This is a genomic window from Cellulomonas sp. P2_B4, assembly GCF_056404795.1.
Window position 1 is genome coordinate 376,163 of the sequence record NZ_JBFUDI010000001.1, and the last position, 16,558, is coordinate 392,720.

17 protein-coding genes are annotated in these 16,558 nt (G+C 72.7%); 11 read left to right on the forward strand and 6 right to left on the reverse strand.

The genetic code is table 11. The features are described from left to right. The first annotated feature begins 14 nt into the window (after positions 1 to 14). A complete protein-coding gene (locus AC1DZC_RS01825) occupies positions 15 to 1,385 on the forward strand; it encodes a pyridoxal phosphate-dependent decarboxylase family protein (protein WP_477042025.1) in 1,371 nt (456 codons plus the stop codon). Between the two features lie 46 nt (positions 1,386 to 1,431). Here the strand turns inward: AC1DZC_RS01825 and AC1DZC_RS01830 are convergent, their stop codons facing one another. Together AC1DZC_RS01830 and AC1DZC_RS01835 are read right to left on the reverse strand one after the other, a co-directional pair. Beyond that, positions 1,432 to 2,466, reverse strand: coding sequence for a DUF4349 domain-containing protein (locus AC1DZC_RS01830; protein ID WP_477038200.1), 1,035 nt, complete (start codon positions 2,464 to 2,466; stop codon positions 1,432 to 1,434). 153 nt (positions 2,467 to 2,619) lie between these two features. Further along, entirely contained in the window at positions 2,620 to 3,462 is an 843-nt protein-coding gene (locus AC1DZC_RS01835; RefSeq protein WP_477038201.1) for a DNA-3-methyladenine glycosylase family protein, read from the reverse strand. Positions 3,463 to 3,774: 312 nt separating this feature from the next. Here AC1DZC_RS01835 and AC1DZC_RS01840 point away from each other — a divergent pair, with 312 nt between their 5' ends. Both AC1DZC_RS01840 and AC1DZC_RS01845 read left to right on the forward strand, forming a co-directional pair. After that, entirely contained in the window at positions 3,775 to 5,130 is a 1,356-nt protein-coding gene (locus AC1DZC_RS01840) for a mechanosensitive ion channel family protein (RefSeq protein WP_477038202.1), read from the forward strand. Continuing rightward, positions 5,127 to 5,756 (forward strand): nucleoside/nucleotide kinase family protein, encoded by a 630-nt coding sequence (locus AC1DZC_RS01845; protein ID WP_477038203.1) that lies wholly within the window; start codon positions 5,127 to 5,129, stop codon positions 5,754 to 5,756. Before AC1DZC_RS01840 ends, AC1DZC_RS01845 begins: the two co-directional genes overlap by 4 nt. Here AC1DZC_RS01845 and AC1DZC_RS01850 read toward each other — a convergent pair. Further along, positions 5,737 to 6,705, reverse strand: a complete 969-nt coding sequence (locus AC1DZC_RS01850; RefSeq protein ID WP_477038204.1) for a helix-turn-helix transcriptional regulator — start codon at positions 6,703 to 6,705, stop codon at positions 5,737 to 5,739. The two genes, AC1DZC_RS01845 and AC1DZC_RS01850, sit on opposite strands and share 20 nt — an antisense overlap. Positions 6,706 to 6,792: 87 nt before the next feature. Here AC1DZC_RS01850 and AC1DZC_RS01855 point away from each other — a divergent pair, with 87 nt between their 5' ends. The 8 genes from AC1DZC_RS01855 to AC1DZC_RS01890 all read left to right on the forward strand — a co-directional run bounded on the left by AC1DZC_RS01855 (position 6,793) and on the right by AC1DZC_RS01890 (position 12,548). Beyond that, complete coding sequence (locus tag AC1DZC_RS01855) at positions 6,793 to 7,782, forward strand: ATP-binding cassette domain-containing protein (protein ID WP_477038205.1); 990 nt, start codon at positions 6,793 to 6,795, stop codon at positions 7,780 to 7,782. Further along, positions 7,779 to 8,588: an ABC transporter permease gene (locus tag AC1DZC_RS01860; RefSeq protein WP_477038206.1), complete on the forward strand. Its 810-nt coding sequence runs from the start codon at positions 7,779 to 7,781 to the stop codon at positions 8,586 to 8,588. Before AC1DZC_RS01855 ends, AC1DZC_RS01860 begins: the two co-directional genes overlap by 4 nt. Before the next feature lie 82 nt (positions 8,589 to 8,670). Further along, positions 8,671 to 9,204: a methylated-DNA--[protein]-cysteine S-methyltransferase gene (locus AC1DZC_RS01865; RefSeq protein WP_477042026.1), complete on the forward strand. Its 534-nt coding sequence runs from the start codon at positions 8,671 to 8,673 to the stop codon at positions 9,202 to 9,204. 48 nt (positions 9,205 to 9,252) lie between these two features. After that, positions 9,253 to 10,254 carry an NAD-dependent epimerase/dehydratase family protein gene (locus AC1DZC_RS01870; RefSeq protein ID WP_477042027.1) on the forward strand — a complete coding sequence of 334 codons (1,002 nt, stop codon included), beginning with the start codon at positions 9,253 to 9,255 and terminating at the stop codon, positions 10,252 to 10,254. Then, positions 10,251 to 10,688, forward strand: coding sequence for a hypothetical protein (locus tag AC1DZC_RS01875; protein ID WP_477042028.1), 438 nt, complete (start codon positions 10,251 to 10,253; stop codon positions 10,686 to 10,688). Before AC1DZC_RS01870 ends, AC1DZC_RS01875 begins: the two co-directional genes overlap by 4 nt. A 54-nt stretch (positions 10,689 to 10,742) precedes the next feature. Next, on the forward strand, positions 10,743 to 11,249 hold the full coding sequence (locus tag AC1DZC_RS01880; protein WP_477038210.1) for a DsbA family protein: 507 nt from the start codon (positions 10,743 to 10,745) through the stop codon (positions 11,247 to 11,249). After that, positions 11,246 to 12,043 (forward strand): SDR family NAD(P)-dependent oxidoreductase, encoded by a 798-nt coding sequence (locus AC1DZC_RS01885; RefSeq protein ID WP_477038211.1) that lies wholly within the window; start codon positions 11,246 to 11,248, stop codon positions 12,041 to 12,043. Before AC1DZC_RS01880 ends, AC1DZC_RS01885 begins: the two co-directional genes overlap by 4 nt. A gap of 64 nt (positions 12,044 to 12,107) precedes the next feature. Continuing rightward, on the forward strand, positions 12,108 to 12,548 hold the full coding sequence (locus AC1DZC_RS01890) for an SRPBCC domain-containing protein (protein WP_477042029.1): 441 nt from the start codon (positions 12,108 to 12,110) through the stop codon (positions 12,546 to 12,548). A gap of 9 nt (positions 12,549 to 12,557) precedes the next feature. Here AC1DZC_RS01890 and nhaA read toward each other — a convergent pair whose 3' ends face one another. The 3 genes from nhaA to AC1DZC_RS01905 form a co-directional block, all read right to left on the reverse strand. After that, entirely contained in the window at positions 12,558 to 13,937 is a 1,380-nt protein-coding gene (gene nhaA / locus AC1DZC_RS01895) for a Na+/H+ antiporter NhaA (RefSeq protein WP_477038213.1), read from the reverse strand. A gap of 54 nt (positions 13,938 to 13,991) precedes the next feature. Next, positions 13,992 to 14,837, reverse strand: coding sequence for a polyphosphate kinase 2 (ppk2, locus tag AC1DZC_RS01900; RefSeq protein WP_477038214.1), 846 nt, complete (start codon positions 14,835 to 14,837; stop codon positions 13,992 to 13,994). 111 nt (positions 14,838 to 14,948) lie between these two features. Then, positions 14,949 to 16,472: a high affinity choline transporter 1 gene (locus AC1DZC_RS01905; RefSeq protein WP_477038215.1), complete on the reverse strand. Its 1,524-nt coding sequence runs from the start codon at positions 16,470 to 16,472 to the stop codon at positions 14,949 to 14,951. Positions 16,473 to 16,558 lie beyond the last annotated feature (86 nt).

A 16,558-nucleotide genomic window follows, 5' to 3' on the forward strand; every position in this document is an offset into this window, starting at 1 on the left:
GGCAGGGTGGGGGCATGACGGCACGGTGGCCGCAGTTCGAGCCGGCGCTCGAGCGCGCGACGGAGCACACCCGCGAGTGGATCACCTCGCTGCACGACCGGCCCGTGCACCCCAGGGAGCGCAACCTCGCGTTCGGCGGCCCGCTCCCCGACGGTCCCACCGACCCGGCGATCGTCGTCGACGAGCTGGCCGCGCAGATCGAGCCCGGGCTGATGGGCATGCCGTCGGGGCGGTTCTTCGGGTGGGTGATCGGCGGCTCGCACCCGGCCGCGCTCGCTGCCGACTGGCTCACGAGCGCCTGGGACCAGAACACCGCGATGCGGTACGCGACGCCGGGCACCGTGGCCGTCGAGGACGCGGCGGCGACGTGGCTGCTCGACCTGCTCGGGCTGCCGGCCACCGCGGACGTGGGGTTCGTGACCGGCGCGACGATGGCGAACTTCACCGGGCTGGCCGCCGCGCGCCAGCACGTGCTCTCCGAGGCCGGCTGGGACCTGAACCGGGACGGGCTGGCGGGCGGGCCACGCGTGCGGGTGATCGTCGGCGAGGAACGGCACGGCACGCTGGACCTGGCGTTGCGCTACCTCGGACTGGGCGTGCCGCAGACCGTGGCGGCCGACGCCCAGGGGCGTCTCGTGGTCGACGCGCTCGCCGAGGCCTTGGCCGCAGGCGACGGTCCGACGATCGTGTGCCTGCAGGCGGGCAACCTGCACTCCGGGGCGTTCGACCCGATGGCCGAGGCGATCGAGGTCGCCCACGCGCACGGCGCCTGGGTGCACGTCGACGGCGCGTTCGGTCTCTGGGCGGCCGCGTCGCCGCGCCTGCGGCACCTGACCGACGGGCTCGCGGGCGCCGACTCCTGGGCCACGGACGCGCACAAGACGCTCAACGTGCCCTACGACTGCGGCGTCGCCGTCGTCGCCCGGCGTGAGCCCCTGCGGCGCGCCTTCGGCATGCAGGCCGAGTACTTCGCGGCGTTCGCGGGCGAGGGCGACCCGCACGACAAGGTGCCCGAGCTGTCGCGACGGGCGCGCGGGGTGCCGGTGTGGGCGACGCTGCGGTCGCTCGGGCGGTCGGGGGTCGAGGACCTGGTCGACCGGCTGGTCCTGCGGGCCCGGCAGATCGCCGACGGGCTGGCCACGATCGAGGGAGTCGAGATCGTCAACGACGTGGTGTTCACGCAGGTCAGCGTCGCGTTCGGTTCCGACGAGCGGACCCGACGGGTGGGGGAGGCGTTGATCGCCGACGGCGGCACCTGGATGTCCGGGTCGCACTGGCAGGGCCGCGACATCGTGCGGGTGTCGGTGAGCAACTGGTCGACCGACGAGGAGGACGTCGCCCGGTCGGTGGAGGCGGTGCGTCGAGCCGTGGCCGCGGCGGGCTGAGCGCCGTGGCGCCCCGCCCGCCGCTGCTGCTGCTGCCTGCTTCCCCCTACTCGTACGGGTTGTGCGCGGGCGGCGCCTGCGGCGGCTGACCCGCACCGACGCCGACCGGGATCCGCTCGTGCTCGATCGGGCCGGGCTCCGGCTGCGGGTGGCGCCGCTGGTAGCGCCGGTAGAGGACGACGGCGCCCCAGGTGATCAGGCCACCGGCGACGAGCCACGGCAGCAGGACCCCGAGCACGATCGCGATGCCCCCGAGGACCTCGACGAACGAGCCCCAACCGGCGGACAGGCCGTCGAGGAACGAGTCCGGTCCCGGTTCCGCGACGACCTCCTCCTCGACGGGCGGAGGCGCGACCGCGGGGCCGTGCAGCGAGATGGTCAGCGTCGAGAGGGAGACCTGCTCGGCCAGCCGCGCCCGCTGGCTCTTGAGCTGCTCGAGCTCCGTCTGCCGCTCGGTCAGCGCCGCCTCCGCCTGGACGATCTCGGCGTTGGACTGGGCCTTGCTGAGCAGGTCGGACATGCGGGCGACGGACAGCTCCAGACCGGCGATGCGCGCGTCGAGGTCCTCGGCTGCGCTCGTCACGTCCTCGGTGCCCAGCTCGATCGTGTCGACCGTGCCGAGCTTGCGCAGCTCGACGACGATCCCGTTCACCGACGTGGACGGGATCCGGATCGTGAGCTCGGCGGTGGCCACGCTGTCCTCGGTCGCCGCCTTCTCGGTGCGGCTGTCGGTGCGCCCGCCCTGCTCGTCGGTGAGCGTGACGATCGCCTGGGCGGCGTCCTGCGGCTCGTCCACGGTCATCGCGATGTCGCCGGTCTGGATGACCTGGCGTCCGTCGTCGACGTTCGTGGCCGTCGCGTCGGTGCCGGAGTCGGTGCCGACGTCGGCTGGGGGCGCCGCCTCGACCGGGCCGGCGGGGTCCCCGCCGACTGCGTCCTGCACGGAGCCGTCGGTGCTGCCGCTCGTCTCGCCGGCGCTGCAGCCGGCGAGCAGGGCGCTCAGGGACAGGACGACGCCGGTTGCGAGGACGGCGCCGCGGTGGGCGGTGGATCGGCTTCGGTGACTCGTCGTGGGCTTCATGGCGCGAACGTAGGGGAGTCGCAATCGTCATGGTTCGGTGCGGTGTCAATCGTGACCGCCGACCCCCCGAAGTGGCCTGATCGTGACCGCGCCGTGGCGCTTCAGATGCTGGACGCGCGTCCGACCTGCACGAACGGCGTACGGCAGTGAGGGTTACACCGCGTACGCACTGCTGGTCCACAGGTGGACCGCGGCGAACGCGCGCCACGGACGCCAGCGCTGCGCGGCGTCGGCGACCGCGCGTGCGTCGGCGACCCCCAGGGCGCGCCGCAGCACCAGGTCGCCGACCGGCATCGCGTCGCGGTCGCCGAGCACGCGCAGGGCGAGGTAGTCGACGGTCCACGGACCGATCCCGGGCAGGGCCAGCAGGCGCGCCCGGACATCGGCCTCGTCCTGCGCGCCCGGCTCCAGCGAGAGGCCGTCAGCGCACGCGACCGCGAGCGCGTGCAGCGTCCGGGCGCGCGAGTGGGTGATCCGGACGACCCCCTGCAGCTCGACCGGGTCGACGGCCGCGAGCTCGGGTGCCGACGGGTACGCGAGGAGCCCGGCAGGCCCCGGCGTCCCGTAGGCGGCCGCGAGCCTGCCCCCGAACGTGCGTGCGGCGCCGAGCGAGACCTGCTGCCCGAGGACCGTGGTGACCGCGGCCTCGAACCCGTCGGGATGCCCGAGGATGCGCAGCGCCGGCCGCGCGGCCACGAGCGGTCCCAGGACCGGGTCGTCGGCGAGGGCGTCCACGACGAGCCCGAGGTCGTCGGCGAGCCCGAACCACCGGCCCGCCAGGCGCTCGAGCGCGGCCGTCGAACCCGCCGAGGCGTGCAGGGTGACGCAGTCCACCGCCAGGTGGGCCTCGACGACCGAACTCTGGCCGTCGAGGACCACGAGCCGCCGGACCGTGCCGTCGGCGACCACCTCGACCCCGGGAACGGCGTGCGCGACGAGCGAAGCGAGGGCGGGCGCAGGGTCGAACGGGCGTCGGACGGTCACGGTGGTGCTCACGGACACCCACGCTACTTTGCGTTTTCGAGGAGGATTCATGGTCCGCTTGCGGCAGTTCTGTGGGAGGGTGAGAATCGTCGCAGCCGACCTCCTCACGAACCTGGGGTGATCGGCTGGTCGAAGGTCTGAACCGCGTTGCAGAGGGTCACGGCGAGAGCCGGACCGCCCTTCCAGGGTTCAGGGAGTGCGCCAAGCCTCGTGCCGGCGAGACGCCTCTCCGGTGGGCCCCGTCTCCGAAGCAGGGGACGGGGCCCCTCTACGTCCGGGACCCGAAAGATGAGGTCTGCGCCGCATCTGCCTACGCTGAGGCGCGTGCCCCTGCTCAACGTGCTCCCCGCCACCACCACCGACGACGGCGTCGCCCACGACGTCCAGGGCGTGGCCGTCCCGGTTCTCTCGATCCTCGCCGCGATCGTCGTCGCCTACGTCCTGGCGACCCTTGTCGCGGTGCTCGTGGGCCGGGTCGCGCGCAAGTCCCCGCTCGCCGCGGACCTGAGCCGCCGGTCGCGCCGGCCGCTGCGGGCCGTGCTGCTGGTGATCGCCATCTGGGTCGCGCTGCGGCTCAGCACCGATCCGGCGGACTGGACGGTGCAGGTCGAGCACGTGCTGCTCATCGCCCTGATCATCACCGTGACGTGGCTGATCGGGAGCCTCGCGTTCGTCGTCGAGGATGCCGCAGTCCAGAAGTACCGCATCGACGTCGCGGACAACCGGCACGCCCGCCGCGTCCGCACGCAGGTGCAGGTGCTGCGCCGGATCACGGTCGCGATCCTCGTGGTGTGCGCGATCGCGGGCATCCTGCTCACGTTCCCGCCGGCCCGCGCGCTCGGCGCGAGCCTGCTCGCCTCTGCGGGCCTCATCTCGATCGTCGCCGGCCTGGCCGCGCAGAGCTCACTGGCCAACGTGTTCGCCGGCGTCCAGCTGGCGTTCACGGACGCGATCCGGGTGGACGACGTGGTCGTCGTCGACGCCCAGTGGGGCCGGATCGAGGAGATCACGCTCACCTACGTCGTGGTGCACATCTGGGACGACCGTCGGTTGATCCTGCCGTCCACGTACTTCACGACGACCCCCTTCGAGAACTGGACCCGGCGGGCGGCCGACCTCCTGGGCACCGTCGAGCTCGACCTCGACTGGGAGGTGCCGGTGGAGCCGATGCGCGCCGAGCTGGTGCGCCTGCTCGAGCACACCGACCTCTGGGACCGGCGCGTCGGCGTGCTGCAGGTGACCGACGCGGTCAACGGGTACGTGCGGGTCCGCGCCCTGGCCAGCGCCGTCGACGCCCCGACCCTGTTCGACCTGCGCTGCTACGTGCGCGAGGGGCTGCTCGCCTGGCTGCAGGACGTGGCGCCGCAGGCCATGCCGCGGACGCGGTTCGAGGGCGCGGCGCCCGTCGCGAGCGAGACCCGGCGCGCTCGTCGCGAGGAGGCCGCTTCCCGGCCGACCCCGGTGCTGCCGCCGCCGGGCCGGTGGGCCGGGAACGACTCCGACAACGGCACCGCCGACGACACGATGACGATCACGACCGGCAACAACGACGCGCGCCTGTTCACCGGGAGCATCGAGGGGCTCGAGCGGTCGCGGCAGTTCTCCGGGCCGGGCAAGGACGTGATCGAGGAGCGCGAGCAGGCGGCCGAGGAGCACGGCGAGGGTCGATCGAACGCGTGAGCATCGAACCGGTCTCGCTCGACGTCCTCGTCGAACGGGTGGTCGTGGCCGTGCTCGCCGCGGGTGCCGGACGGGTCCGCGTGATCGTCGACGGCGCACCGCCCACCGAGCCGGCCGCGCTCGCCGACGCCCTGGTCGGGCCGCTGCGCGCCGCCGGACGGTCCGTGGCGCGCGTGCACGCCGACGACTTCCTGCGGCCCGCGTCCCTGCGCTGGGAGTTCGGCCGGTACGAGCCCGATGCGTACCTGGAGGACCGGCTCGACCTCAACGCACTGGGCCGCGAGGTGCTCGACCGGTTCGCCGACGAGGGCCGCTACCTGCCGACGCTCTGGGACGCCGAGGCGGACCGAGCCACCCGCGAACCGTACGCGGAGGCGCCCGACGGTGCGGTGCTGGTGCTCGACGGGAGCCTGCTGCTCGGCCGCTGGCTCGAGCACGAGCTCGCGGTGCACCTGACGCTGCGTGCGGCGTCCCTGGAACGCCGGACGCCCGCCGACGAGCGGTGGACCCTGCCGGCGTTCGCGCGCTACGACGAGGAGATGCTGCCGTCGGCCGTCGCGGACCTCGTCGTGCACGTCGACGACCCGCGCCGTCCTGCGCTGGAGGTCACGCGACCGCCGCAGTGACGCGGTCGGCGAGCCGGCGCATGGCGTCGACCAGCTCGGTCGGGCCGACGACCTGCAGCGGCGCCCCGAACATGGCCATCTGCGCGGCGAGGCCGTCCCACGACCACGACGACAGCACGACCCGGCTGCGGCCGTCGGGCAGCGCCTCGACCAGGCCGTCCCGGCCCGCCCACCGGACGATCTCGTCGGCCGGCCGGTCGATGAGGGCCTCGCCGCGGATCGACGACTCCCACGGCGAGATCGACCGGAACCGCTCCGCGACGAACGTCGCGACGTCGGCTTCCGGCAGGTCCCGCGGTGCGTACCGCGGACCCGACGGCGTCTTCGGGGTCATCCGGTCGACACGGAACGTGCGCCAGTCGTCGCGCTCCAGGTCGTAGCCGACGAGGTACCAGCGCCCGCCCCACGTGACCAGGTGGTGCGCCTCGGCCCGGCGGGGGATGCCCAGCGCGTTCGCCGTGCCGCCCGCGTAGTCGAACCGCAGCACCTCGCGCGCCCGGACCGCGCCGCCGACGACCATGAGCGTCTCGGCGTCGACCGACGGTCGCTCTCGCGCCGGCGCCCGGGTCACGGCCGTGACCTGCAGGGCCTCCGCGGCCGACCGCAGCCGGGCGGGCATCACCTGGCGCAGCGTGGCCAGGGCCCGGACGGCGGCCTCGTCGACACCGTCGACCCCCGTCGACGCGGTCTGCAGCGCGACGACGAGCGCGACGGCCTGCTCGTCGTCGAGCAGGAGGGGCGGCATGTGCGTGCCGGGCTCGAGCCGGTAGCCGCCGTCGGGGCCCTTGGCGGCGTGCACGGGGTAGCCCAGGTCGCGCAGCCGGTCGACGTCGCGGCGCACGGTGCGCGGGCTGACGCCGAGCCGGTCGGCGAGCACGTCGCCGGGCCAGTCGCGGCGCGTCTGGAGCAGCGACAGGAGCGAGAGGAGTCGCGACGACGGCGTGGACATGACCTCAGGATGGCACGCAGTAGCGGACAGGATCTGACCTCTATCTCCGAGAGAGTCGTGTCGTACCCCTCCCGAGAGGAAGAGCCCATGATCCAGACCCGAGGACTGACCAAGGATTTCGAGGTCAGCAAGTCGCAGACCGTGCACGCCGTGCGCGGGATCGACCTCGACATCGCACCCGGCGAGCTCGTCGCGGTGCTCGGCCCGAACGGTGCCGGCAAGACGACGACCATGCGGATGCTCACCACGCTGGTCCGGCCCACCTCCGGCACGGCCACCGTGGCGGGCGTCGACGTGGTGCAGGACGCCGCGACCGTCCGTCGGCACATCGGCTACGTCGGCCAGGGCAACGGCGCAGGGCACACCCAGCGCGGCGTCGACGAGCTGTACTCGCAGGGCCTGATCTACGGCCTCGACCGCGTCTCGGCCCGGCGCCGGGCGAACGAGCTGGTCGAGGCCCTGGACCTGTCCGCGCACGCGACCCGCAAGGTCAGCGAGCTGTCCGGCGGGCAGCGGCGCCGGCTCGACGTGGCGCTCGGGCTCGTGCACGCGCCCCAGCTGCTGTTCCTCGACGAGCCGAGCACGGGCCTCGACCCGCAGAACCGCGCCAACCTCTGGGACCACATCCTGCGCCTGCGTGCCGAGCACACGATGACGATCATGCTCACCACGCACTACCTCGACGAGGCCGACACGATGGCCGAGCGGGTGGTCGTGGTGGACCACGGCCAGGTCATCGCCGACGACACCGCCGACGGGCTCAAGCGCACGCTGGCCGGTGACCGGGTGGTGCTCACGACGACCGGGTCTGCGTCCGTCGTCGCGGGGCTGCTCGACCGCTTCCCCGGGGCGCGCGACGTGACCGTGGACGGGTCGCGGGTCGAGGCGCGCGTGGCCGATGCCGGGACCGCGATCCCGGAGCTGGTGATCGCCGCCTCGCAGGCCGGCGCTCCTCTGCTCGAGGCGCTGGCGGTTCGGCCGACGCTCGACGACGTGTTCCTGGCCCTGACCGGTCGCTCGTTGCGCGACGAGGGGCCCTCTACCTCCGACGAGACCGAAGGGCAGGACGCAGCATGAGCACGCTGACACTCGACACCCCGACCCTGGCCGCCCCGACCCAGGCGCGCCGTTCCTGGTTCTCGGACGTCTGGCTCGTCATGACCCGCGAGCTGCGGCCTGTGGTCCGCGAGCCGTTCTCCGTCGTCTTCGGCCTGGTCCAGCCGCTGGTGTTCCTGGCCCTGTTCGGTCCGCTGCTCGCGGGGTCGACCGACCTGCCGTCCGCCGACGTCTGGCAGTGGTTCGTGCCGGCGATCCTCGTGATGACCACCCTGTTCGGCACGTCGATCACGGGCTCCAACCTGCAGGTGGACATGCAGACCGGCGCTCACGAGCGGCTCCTGGTCACGCCGCTGTCGCGTTCGTCGCAGCTGGTCGGGCGCTCGCTCAAGGAGATGGTGCCGCTCGTGGCGCAGGCACTCATCGTCATCCTGGTGATGCTCCCGTTCGGCTTCCGCGCCGACCCGCTGGGTGCCGTCGTGGGCCTGGCGATGCTCGCGGTGCTCGGCATCGGGCTCGGGTCGCTCAGCTACGCGCTGGCCATCGCGGTGCGCAAGCAGGAGTGGATGTTCTGGGTCGTCCAGCAGACCGTGCTGTTCCCGCTGCTGATCCTGTCGGGGATGCTGCTGCCGATCGAGTCCGGGCCGCAGTGGATGAAGGTGGCCTCGGCGTTCGACCCGCTGCGCTGGGTGGTCGAGGCCGAGCGGTCCCTGTTCGCCGGTGACCTGACCGCCTCGGTGGTCGGGTGGGGCTGGATCGCGGCGGTGCTGACCGCCGTCGTCGGGCTCGTCGTCGGGGTGCGGACCCTGCTGCGCTCGACCGACTGACCTCACGTTCCGGGCTCGTCGCGCGTCTTCCACCCGAGGGCGCGCGACGGGCGTGTCGGAGGGAGGGACCAGGATGGGCACCATGCTTGTCGACGTGGAACGTCTGGTGGTTGCGGATGCGGTGGTGACGCACACGGTGGTGCCGACGCCGCTCGGCCCGACCACGCTCGTCGCGCACGACGGTCGGTTGAGCGCGCTCCTGATGCCCAGCTCCAAGTACTCCGAGGTCCAGGGGCCGTTCGGCCAGCGCGACGACGAGGGTTTCGACGAGGCCCGCACGCAGCTCGAGGAGTACTTCTCGGGTGCGCGGACGACGTTCGACCTCCCGCTGGCGCTGCTGGGCACGGACTTCCAGGTGCGGGTCTGGGAGGGGCTGCTGAAGATCCCCTACGGGCAGACCTGGTCCTACGGCGAGCTCGCCGAGTCCGTCGGCCTCGACCCGCGCACCTCGTCGCGCGCCGTCGGCGCCGCCAACGGGCGCAACCGGATCGCGATCGTCGTCCCGTGCCACCGTGTCATCGGCGCGAACGGCTCCCTGACGGGGTTCGCCGCCGGTCTGGACCGCAAGCGGTTCCTGCTGGACCTCGAGCAGGGCGTGCCCGATCTGCTGTTCTGACGGGGTGCTGACGCTGCGCGACGGCCGCTGACCTGGAAGGGTCGTCCCATGCGGGTCGTCGTCGTGGGTGCGAGCGGGAACGTCGGCACCGCCGTGCTGCGCAGGTTCGCGGCCGACGCGACCGTCACCTCGGTCGTCGCGGTCGCGCGCCGCGCCCCCTCGGACGCCCCGTACGACGTCGCCCGGTGGGTCTCGTGCGACGTCGCCGACCCGTCCTCGGTCGGCGAGCTCGCCGCCGCGTTCGCGGGCGCCGACTCGGTGATCCACCTCGCCTGGGCCGCGCAGCCGTCGCACGACCGCAAGAAGCTGCACGCGGTGAACGTCGACGGCACGCGCAACGTCGTGGCAGCTGCCCGTCGCGCGGGTGTCGGCCAGCTCGTCGTCGCCTCGTCCGTCGGTGCCTACTCGCCCGGCCCGGACGACGTGCCGCGGGCCGAGGGCTGGCCCACCGACGGCGTGCCGACCTCGTCGTACAGCGCCCACAAGGTCGAGGTGGAGCGGCTCCTCGACGAGGTCACGGACCTGCCGGTCGCCCGCCTGCGGCTCCCGCTCGTCCTCCAGCACGACGCCGGGAACCAGCTCGCGCGCTCCACCCTGGGCCCGTGGGTGCCCAAGCGCGCGCTGGCCGGCCACCTCGCCACGCTGACCTGGCCGACCGGCCTGCGGTTCCAGGTGGTGCACGCGACCGACGCTGCCACCGCGTTTCGTGAGGCCGTGGTCCGCCGCGTGCAGGGCCCCGTCAACGTGGCCGGCCCGGGCGTGCTGCGCGGGCAGGACGTCGCGGACGTCGTCGCGCGCGGGCGTCTGCGCGAGATCGCGCCCGCACAGGCCCGCCGCCGACTGGCCCTCGCCTGGCACGCCCGCACCGCTCCCGTCGGGCCGGCCTGGCTGGACCTGGCGCTCGCCGCTCCGCTGCTCGACACCTCCCGCGCCGCCCGCGAGCTCGACTTCCGACCGCAGTGGTCCGCCCTCGCCACCCTGCGCGACGCGGTCGCGGGCATCGCCGCCGGCGCCGGGACGTCGAGCGAGCCCCTGCGCCCGCGCCGGTGACGGCCGAGCGCGAGTTCGCCCGGCTCGACACCGTCGCGCCCGGGCTCGTCGACCTCATTCGTGCGGCGACGCCCGACGAGCAACGACGGATCGCCCTGGCCGCGGCCCGACGCGCCGTGGTGGATGCCGGGGTCGAGGATCCGGTGCTCGTCTCGACAGTCGGGTCGGGCGCGGCCGACGCCGCGGCGCTCGACCACGTCCGCCGCGTGGCAGGGGTCCTGGACCAGCAGTCGTTCGAGCTGCAGGACGACGTCGACGCAGGGCGTGCCGCCGGCCGTGACCACGCGATCGCGTTCGCTCGCGCGCGAGCGGCGAGCGCGGTGGCGTTCGCGCTCGACCAGGACGCGCTCGAGGCCGTCTACGAGGCTTGGCACGCGGTCGACGACACCGCAGGTCTCACGCGGGTGGTCGAGAACTCGGGAGTGGAGTGGTGAGCTCGAGCTGCTCCGAGTCAGGCCGATCCGTCGTCTGTGAGGCATCCTCGACCCATGGCTGACGAGTTCCCCGCCGAGCGGCACGTGTACGGCCGCCCCGACGCCCCGGTCACGATCCTCGAGTTCGGGGACCTCGAGTGCCCCTACTGCCGCGCGGCGGCGGGTCCGCTCAAGGAGCTCGTCGACACGTCCGACGGGCGGGTGCGGCTGGTCTGGCGGCACTTCCCGCTGTTCGAGGTGCACCCGTACGCGCTGTCGGCGGCGCTCGCGGCCGAGGCGGCCGGCAAGCACGGCAAGTTCTGGGAGATGCACGACGCGCTGCTGGTCGACCAGTCCCGGCTGGGCGAGCGGGACCTCCAGCGGGCGGCCGCTGCGCTGGGCATCGACCCCGCCGAGGTCGTCGGCGACCGGGCCCAGGCGCTCGCGCTCGCGGTGCAGCAGGACTACACCGCGGGCATCGAGCTGGGCGTGCGGGGGACGCCGGCGATCTATGTCGACGGCGTCTACTTCCGCGGCAAGGTCACGCTGGAGCGGCTGCGGGAGGCGGTGGACGCGGCATGAGCGTGCTGCGGACGGCGATGGTCACGGGGGCCGGGCGGGGGATCGGCCGGGGGATCGCGATCGGGCTCGCGTCGGCGGGCTACCGGGTCGGCCTGGTCGGGCGGACCCGATCGTCGCTCGATGCGGTGGCCGACGAGATCGGTGGTTCGGCGTTCGTGGCAGCGGCCGACCTGATCGACCCGACCGAGGTCGACGACGCGGTCGCGCGGGTCGAGGACGAGCTGGGCGGCATCGGGCTGCTGGTCAACAACGCGGGCGTGATCGAGCGCGGCGCCACCGACTTCGTCGACGACGACGTCGAGGACTCCTGGCGCGTGATCGAGGCGAACGTGCGCGGCCCGCTCCTGGTCACGCACGCCGTGCTGCCGGGGATGCTCGCGCGCGGCAGCGGGCACGTGGTGAACCTCAACTCGGGCGCCGGGCACCGCGCGATGACCGAGTACACCGGCTACGCGATCAGCAAGGGCGCGCTCGCGCGGTTCACCACCCAGCTCGACGCGCAGTACCGCGACCGCGGCCTGCGCGTGATCGACCTGGCGCCCGGCCACGTCGAGACGCAGATGACCACGGGCATGCCCATGCACGCCGGGCGGACGGACTGGACGCCGGTCGAGGCGGTCGCGGACCTGGTGCGCGCGTTCGGCGACGGCGAGCTCGACGCGTTGTCGGGCCGGTTCGTGCGGGCGGGGACGGACACGCTCGAGTCGCTCGAGGCGGCGACCGCGCAGATCCTCGCCACAGACGCGCGCACCCTGAGCCTGACGCCGTACGGGTCCGAGGACCCGATCAGCTGAGGACGCCGGTCACACTCCGCCGTTTCGTCTGGACCGGTCCGCGGACGACCGGCACCATCGACCGATGGACACCTCGCCGATCCGCCACGAGTACGTCCTGCCGGTCACCCCGCGCGAGGCCTTCGACGCCTACGTCGAGCACATCGGCGACTGGTGGGACCCCACCTACTCCCCGAGCGTCGACGACTACCGCGGGATGACGATCGAGCCGCGCGTCGGCGGTCGCGTGTACATCGCCGACGCCTCTCTGGGCGACGTCGTCTGGGGTCACGTCCTCGCGATCGCCCCCGGCGCGATCGTCGTGCACACCATCGCGATCGGTCCGGGCACGGATCACCCGAGCCGGATCACCGCGCAGTTCGTCCCGCTCGACGAGGGCGGCACCCGGTTCGAGTTCGAGCACGGCGGCTGGACCGAGGAGAACGCCTCCGATCGGGCGCGGTTCCGGGACTGGACGCACATCCTCGACCGCTACGCGTCCTTCGTCGCGACGCTTCCTACGTAGCTCCGCGGCCTACGTCACCGGGGCCGTCCACGGGAGCGGTGGGAGCGCGGGCGGGGGACCGTCGCCGGCGGGGGAGCAGAGCGGCAGCTTCTCGCCGAGCCACCGCAGCAGGATCGAGCCCAGCACCGCGGCGGTCAGCGACCCGGCCAGGATGCCGATCTTCGCGTCGTCGAGCATCGCCGGGTCGTCGAAGGCCAGCTCGGCGATGAACAGCGAGATCGTGAAGCCGATGCCGGCCAGCACCGCGCCCCCGAGCAGGTGGCCCCAGCGCACGCGACCCGGCAGCTCGCCCAGGCCGAACTTCAGCGCGATCGTCGAGGCACCGGTGATGCCGATCGCGTTGCCGAGCACGAGCGCGACGGCGACGCCGATGGCCAGCCGGGAGTGCGCGGCGGCCTCGATCGTGTCGGCGTTCAGCACGATGCCGGCGTTGGCCAGCCCGAACAGCGGCACGACGACGAACGCGGACCAGGGGTGCAGGATGCGCTGCAGCCGGTCGCTCGTCGGGACCGCCGCCCGCGCCGCGAGCTCGGCGGCGTGCTCGCGGTCGGCCGTCGGGGTGTCGATCAGGTCGCGACCGTACTCGGCGACCTCCTCGACGACCTCGCGGTCGGCGGGCCGCGCGGGCACCAGCAGCCCGATGATCACGCCGGCCAGGGTCGCGTGCACACCGGACGCCTGGACCGCGAACCACAGGGCGATGCCCGCGACGGCGTAGGGCGCGAGCTGCCACACCTTGAGCCACCGCATGACCACGATGCCGAGCACGATCGCGGCGGACAGGGCCAGCGCCATGCCGTCGATGTCGGAGGTGTAGAAGATCGACATGACGGTGATCGCGCCGATGTCGTCGACGATCGCGAGCGTGAGCAGGAAGAGCCGCAACCGATCCGGGCACTTGGGCCCGAACAGGGCGAGGATGCCGACGAGGAACGCGGTGTCGGTCGACATCACGACGCCCCAGCCGTGGGCCGCGTCGGTGCCGCCGTTGAACGCCAGGTAGATCAGGACCGGGACGAGCAGCCCGCCGAGGGCGCCGAGGGCGGGAACGGCGACGGTCCGCTTGTCGCGCAGGTCCCCCGTGGTCGCCTCGCGGCTGATCTCGAGCCCGACGACGGCGAAGAAGATCGCCATGGCCGCGTCGTTGACCCAGCCGTGCAGGTCGAGCTCGACCCCCCAGGTGCCGATGTGGAAGCCCGCCATCGTGTGCCACAGCGACTCGTAGGCGTCGGACCAGGGCGAGTTCGCCCAGACCAGCGCGACGATCGTCGCCGCCAGCAGGTAGACGGCGCTGCCGGCCTCGTTGGTGAGGAAGTCCTTGACGGTCGGCTGCAGGCCGGGTAGCGAGACCCGCAGCGACGGCCCTGGACTAGTGGAGGTCGCCGACATGCGCACCAAACTTGCAGGTCGACGACCCCTTCGCAACGGCGTTCACGCTGAGCGTCAGAAGTCCTTCTCGGGGTCGCCCCGCAGGAGTGCGGTGGCGTGGTCCGGGACGTACGACGACAGCTCCCGCGGCGGGCGGACGTAGCCGGTCGAGGCGGGCGGCCTGTCGGGCAGGACGACCTTCTCGTGGGGGACGTCGGTGTAGGGGATGGTCGAGAGCAGGTGGCTGATCATGTTGAGCCGGGCGTGCTTCTTGATGTCCGACTCGATGATGTTCCAGGGGCTGGCCGGCACGTCGGTGTGCACGAGCATCTCGTCCTTGGCGCGCGAGTACTCCTCCCAGCGGCTGATCGACTCCAGGTCCATCGGGCTCAGCTTCCACTGCCGCAAGGGGTCGCTCAGCCGCGAGCGGAACCGCCTGAGCTGCTCCGTGTCCGACACGGAGAACCAGTACTTGCGCAGCAGGATGCCGTCCTCGATGAGCATCTGCTCGAAGATCGGCGTCTGGCGCATGAACCGGCTGTACTCCTGCGGCGTGCAGAAGCCCATGACCTTCTCGACGCCCGCGCGGTTGTACCAGGAGCGGTCGAACAGGACGATCTCGCCCGCCGCGGGCAGGTGCGCCACGTAGCGCTGGTAGTACCACTGGGTCTTGTCACGCTCCGTCGGCGAGGGCAGCGCTGCGATGCGCGCGACGCGGGGGCTGAGGTACTCGGTGATCCGCTTGATGGTGCCGCCCTTGCCGGCCGCGTCTCGTCCCTCGAAGATCACGACGACCCGCGCCCCGGTGGCCTTGGCCCACTGCTGGACCTTCACGAGCTCGGCCTGAAGGCGGAAGAGCTCGGCCTCGTAGACGTCGTTGGGAATCTTCCCGGACTTCTTCTTGTGAGATTTCTTCGCCATGTCCAGACGCTATCTGCTGGACGGTTCGGGCACGTGTCCAACGGCCCTCACGGAGTCGCGCCGATGCCGTCCGCCCGGCCCCCGAGGCGGGGACCGGGCGGCTCGGGGCTGTCAGACGGCGGGCTCGGGCTCGGCGCCGACGGGCTCGGGGATCGTCTCGTCGGGCATGCCGTCGGCGATCGACCAGGCCTCCTCGCTCACGGTGCGCGGCCAGATCGCGGCGGCGGCCAGGTAGGCGAGCAGCGACGCACCGAACGCCCAGAACGTCGGCCAGCCGTCGAACGACGGGTCGATCCACGTGTTCTCGATGTACCAGACGTCGTTGGGCACGCCGTAGATCGTCGGCGTCAGGACGAACAGCACCAGGCGGACGCCGATGCCGAGCACCATGGCCGCGACGGCCGCGCGGGTGCCTCCGCGCTTCCAGAACAGCCCGAGGATGAACGGCACCAGCAGCCCGGCGAGCATGAGGTCGAACGCGAGGGTGAGCAGGATGCCGGTCTGCGCGACCTTGAGCGCGATCGCGATGCCGAGCAGCACGATCGGGATCATCGCGACCCGGGTCCACAGCAGCAGGGGGTCGCGGACGCCCTCCTCCTTGACCGACACCACGCGGCGGACTCCGAAGATGTTGCGCACCGCCACCGCCGAGGTGGCCAGGATCGCTCCGGAGGCGGTCGAGAAGGAGGCTGCGACGATGCCCGACAGGACGAGGATCGTCAGGCCGGAGGGCGCGTAGTCGTCGAGGAGCTGGAACAGGATCGGTCCGGCGTCGGTGGTCAGGCCCAGCACGGACGACGCGGACAGCGCGACCATGGCGAAGGCGATGCCGATGATCGCGGTACCGGCCGCACCGGTGAAGCAGGACTTGCGGGCCGTCTCGGGGTTGCGGGCCGCGAAGATGCGCTGCATGAAGTCGATGGCGACGATGTCGCCGATGCCGAGCGCGACGAGCGTCGCCCAGTTGATCGGGGCGCCGGCGCTGGTCTGCGTCAGCTGCTCCAGGTCGAACGGGCCCATCCCGTCGGCCACCTGGAAGCCGTACGTCGCGCCGAACCAGATGACGAGCGAGGCCGTCGCGACGATCGTGATGACGATCTGGATGGCGGCCGTGTAGGCGTCGGAGAACATGCCGCCGCCGATCGTGTAGACGAGCACGAGGGCGACCGCGATCAGCACGCCGACGGTGTAGTCGATGCCGAGGAACCGTTCGAGCAGGAACCCGCAGGCCACCAGGTTGCCGGCCATGAGGATGGCGAACGCGAAGATCATGAAGATCGACGACGCCACCTCGACGCCGCGCCCGTACCGGAGCCGGTAGAAGTCGGCCAGCGTGAACAGCTTCATGCGGTTCATCGGCTTGGCCAGGAACAGGCCGGTGAGGAAGAGGCAGATGGCCAGGCCGAGCGCGAGGGACGCGCCCGCCCAGAAGCCGAAGGACGCCGAGAGGTCGGTGTTCCCCACGGTGGCGTTCGAGTCGACGGCGGCGGCCATGAGGGAGGCCGCGACGAGCGGGACGCCCAGGCGGCGTCCGGCGACGAGGTAGTTGGCGCTGTCGCCGTCGACCTTGCGGGCGACGACGATCCCGACGATGACGACGGCCAGGACGGTGAGACCGACTCCGGTGATGATCATGAGGGCTCCGGGAGGAAGGCCGCGGACACGGGTCCGCAGGCGGGGCCAGCAGGTCGGGGCATGGACTCCGGCCGGAGTTTCTGTCG

What these genes read in the sequence shown, in the direction of transcription:
- AC1DZC_RS01890 (WP_477042029.1), top strand. Translation starts at nt 12,108, where the DNA reads ATGGACACCTCGCCGATCCGCCACGAGTACGTCCTGCCGGTCACCCCG.
- AC1DZC_RS01865 (WP_477042026.1), top strand. Translation starts at nt 8,671, where the DNA reads ATGCTTGTCGACGTGGAACGTCTGGTGGTTGCGGATGCGGTGGTGACG.
- AC1DZC_RS01825 (WP_477042025.1), top strand. Translation starts at nt 15, where the DNA reads ATGACGGCACGGTGGCCGCAGTTCGAGCCGGCGCTCGAGCGCGCGACG.
- AC1DZC_RS01830 (WP_477038200.1), bottom strand. Translation starts at nt 2,466, where the DNA reads ATGAAGCCCACGACGAGTCACCGAAGCCGATCCACCGCCCACCGCGGC.
- AC1DZC_RS01870 (WP_477042027.1), top strand. Translation starts at nt 9,253, where the DNA reads ATGCGGGTCGTCGTCGTGGGTGCGAGCGGGAACGTCGGCACCGCCGTG.
- AC1DZC_RS01880 (WP_477038210.1), top strand. Translation starts at nt 10,743, where the DNA reads ATGGCTGACGAGTTCCCCGCCGAGCGGCACGTGTACGGCCGCCCCGAC.
- AC1DZC_RS01905 (WP_477038215.1), bottom strand. Translation starts at nt 16,472, where the DNA reads ATGATCATCACCGGAGTCGGTCTCACCGTCCTGGCCGTCGTCATCGTC.
- AC1DZC_RS01885 (WP_477038211.1), top strand. Translation starts at nt 11,246, where the DNA reads ATGAGCGTGCTGCGGACGGCGATGGTCACGGGGGCCGGGCGGGGGATC.
- ppk2 (WP_477038214.1), bottom strand. Translation starts at nt 14,837, where the DNA reads ATGGCGAAGAAATCTCACAAGAAGAAGTCCGGGAAGATTCCCAACGAC.
- nhaA (WP_477038213.1), bottom strand. Translation starts at nt 13,937, where the DNA reads ATGTCGGCGACCTCCACTAGTCCAGGGCCGTCGCTGCGGGTCTCGCTA.
- AC1DZC_RS01860 (WP_477038206.1), top strand. Translation starts at nt 7,779, where the DNA reads ATGAGCACGCTGACACTCGACACCCCGACCCTGGCCGCCCCGACCCAG.
- AC1DZC_RS01855 (WP_477038205.1), top strand. Translation starts at nt 6,793, where the DNA reads ATGATCCAGACCCGAGGACTGACCAAGGATTTCGAGGTCAGCAAGTCG.
- AC1DZC_RS01850 (WP_477038204.1), bottom strand. Translation starts at nt 6,705, where the DNA reads ATGTCCACGCCGTCGTCGCGACTCCTCTCGCTCCTGTCGCTGCTCCAG.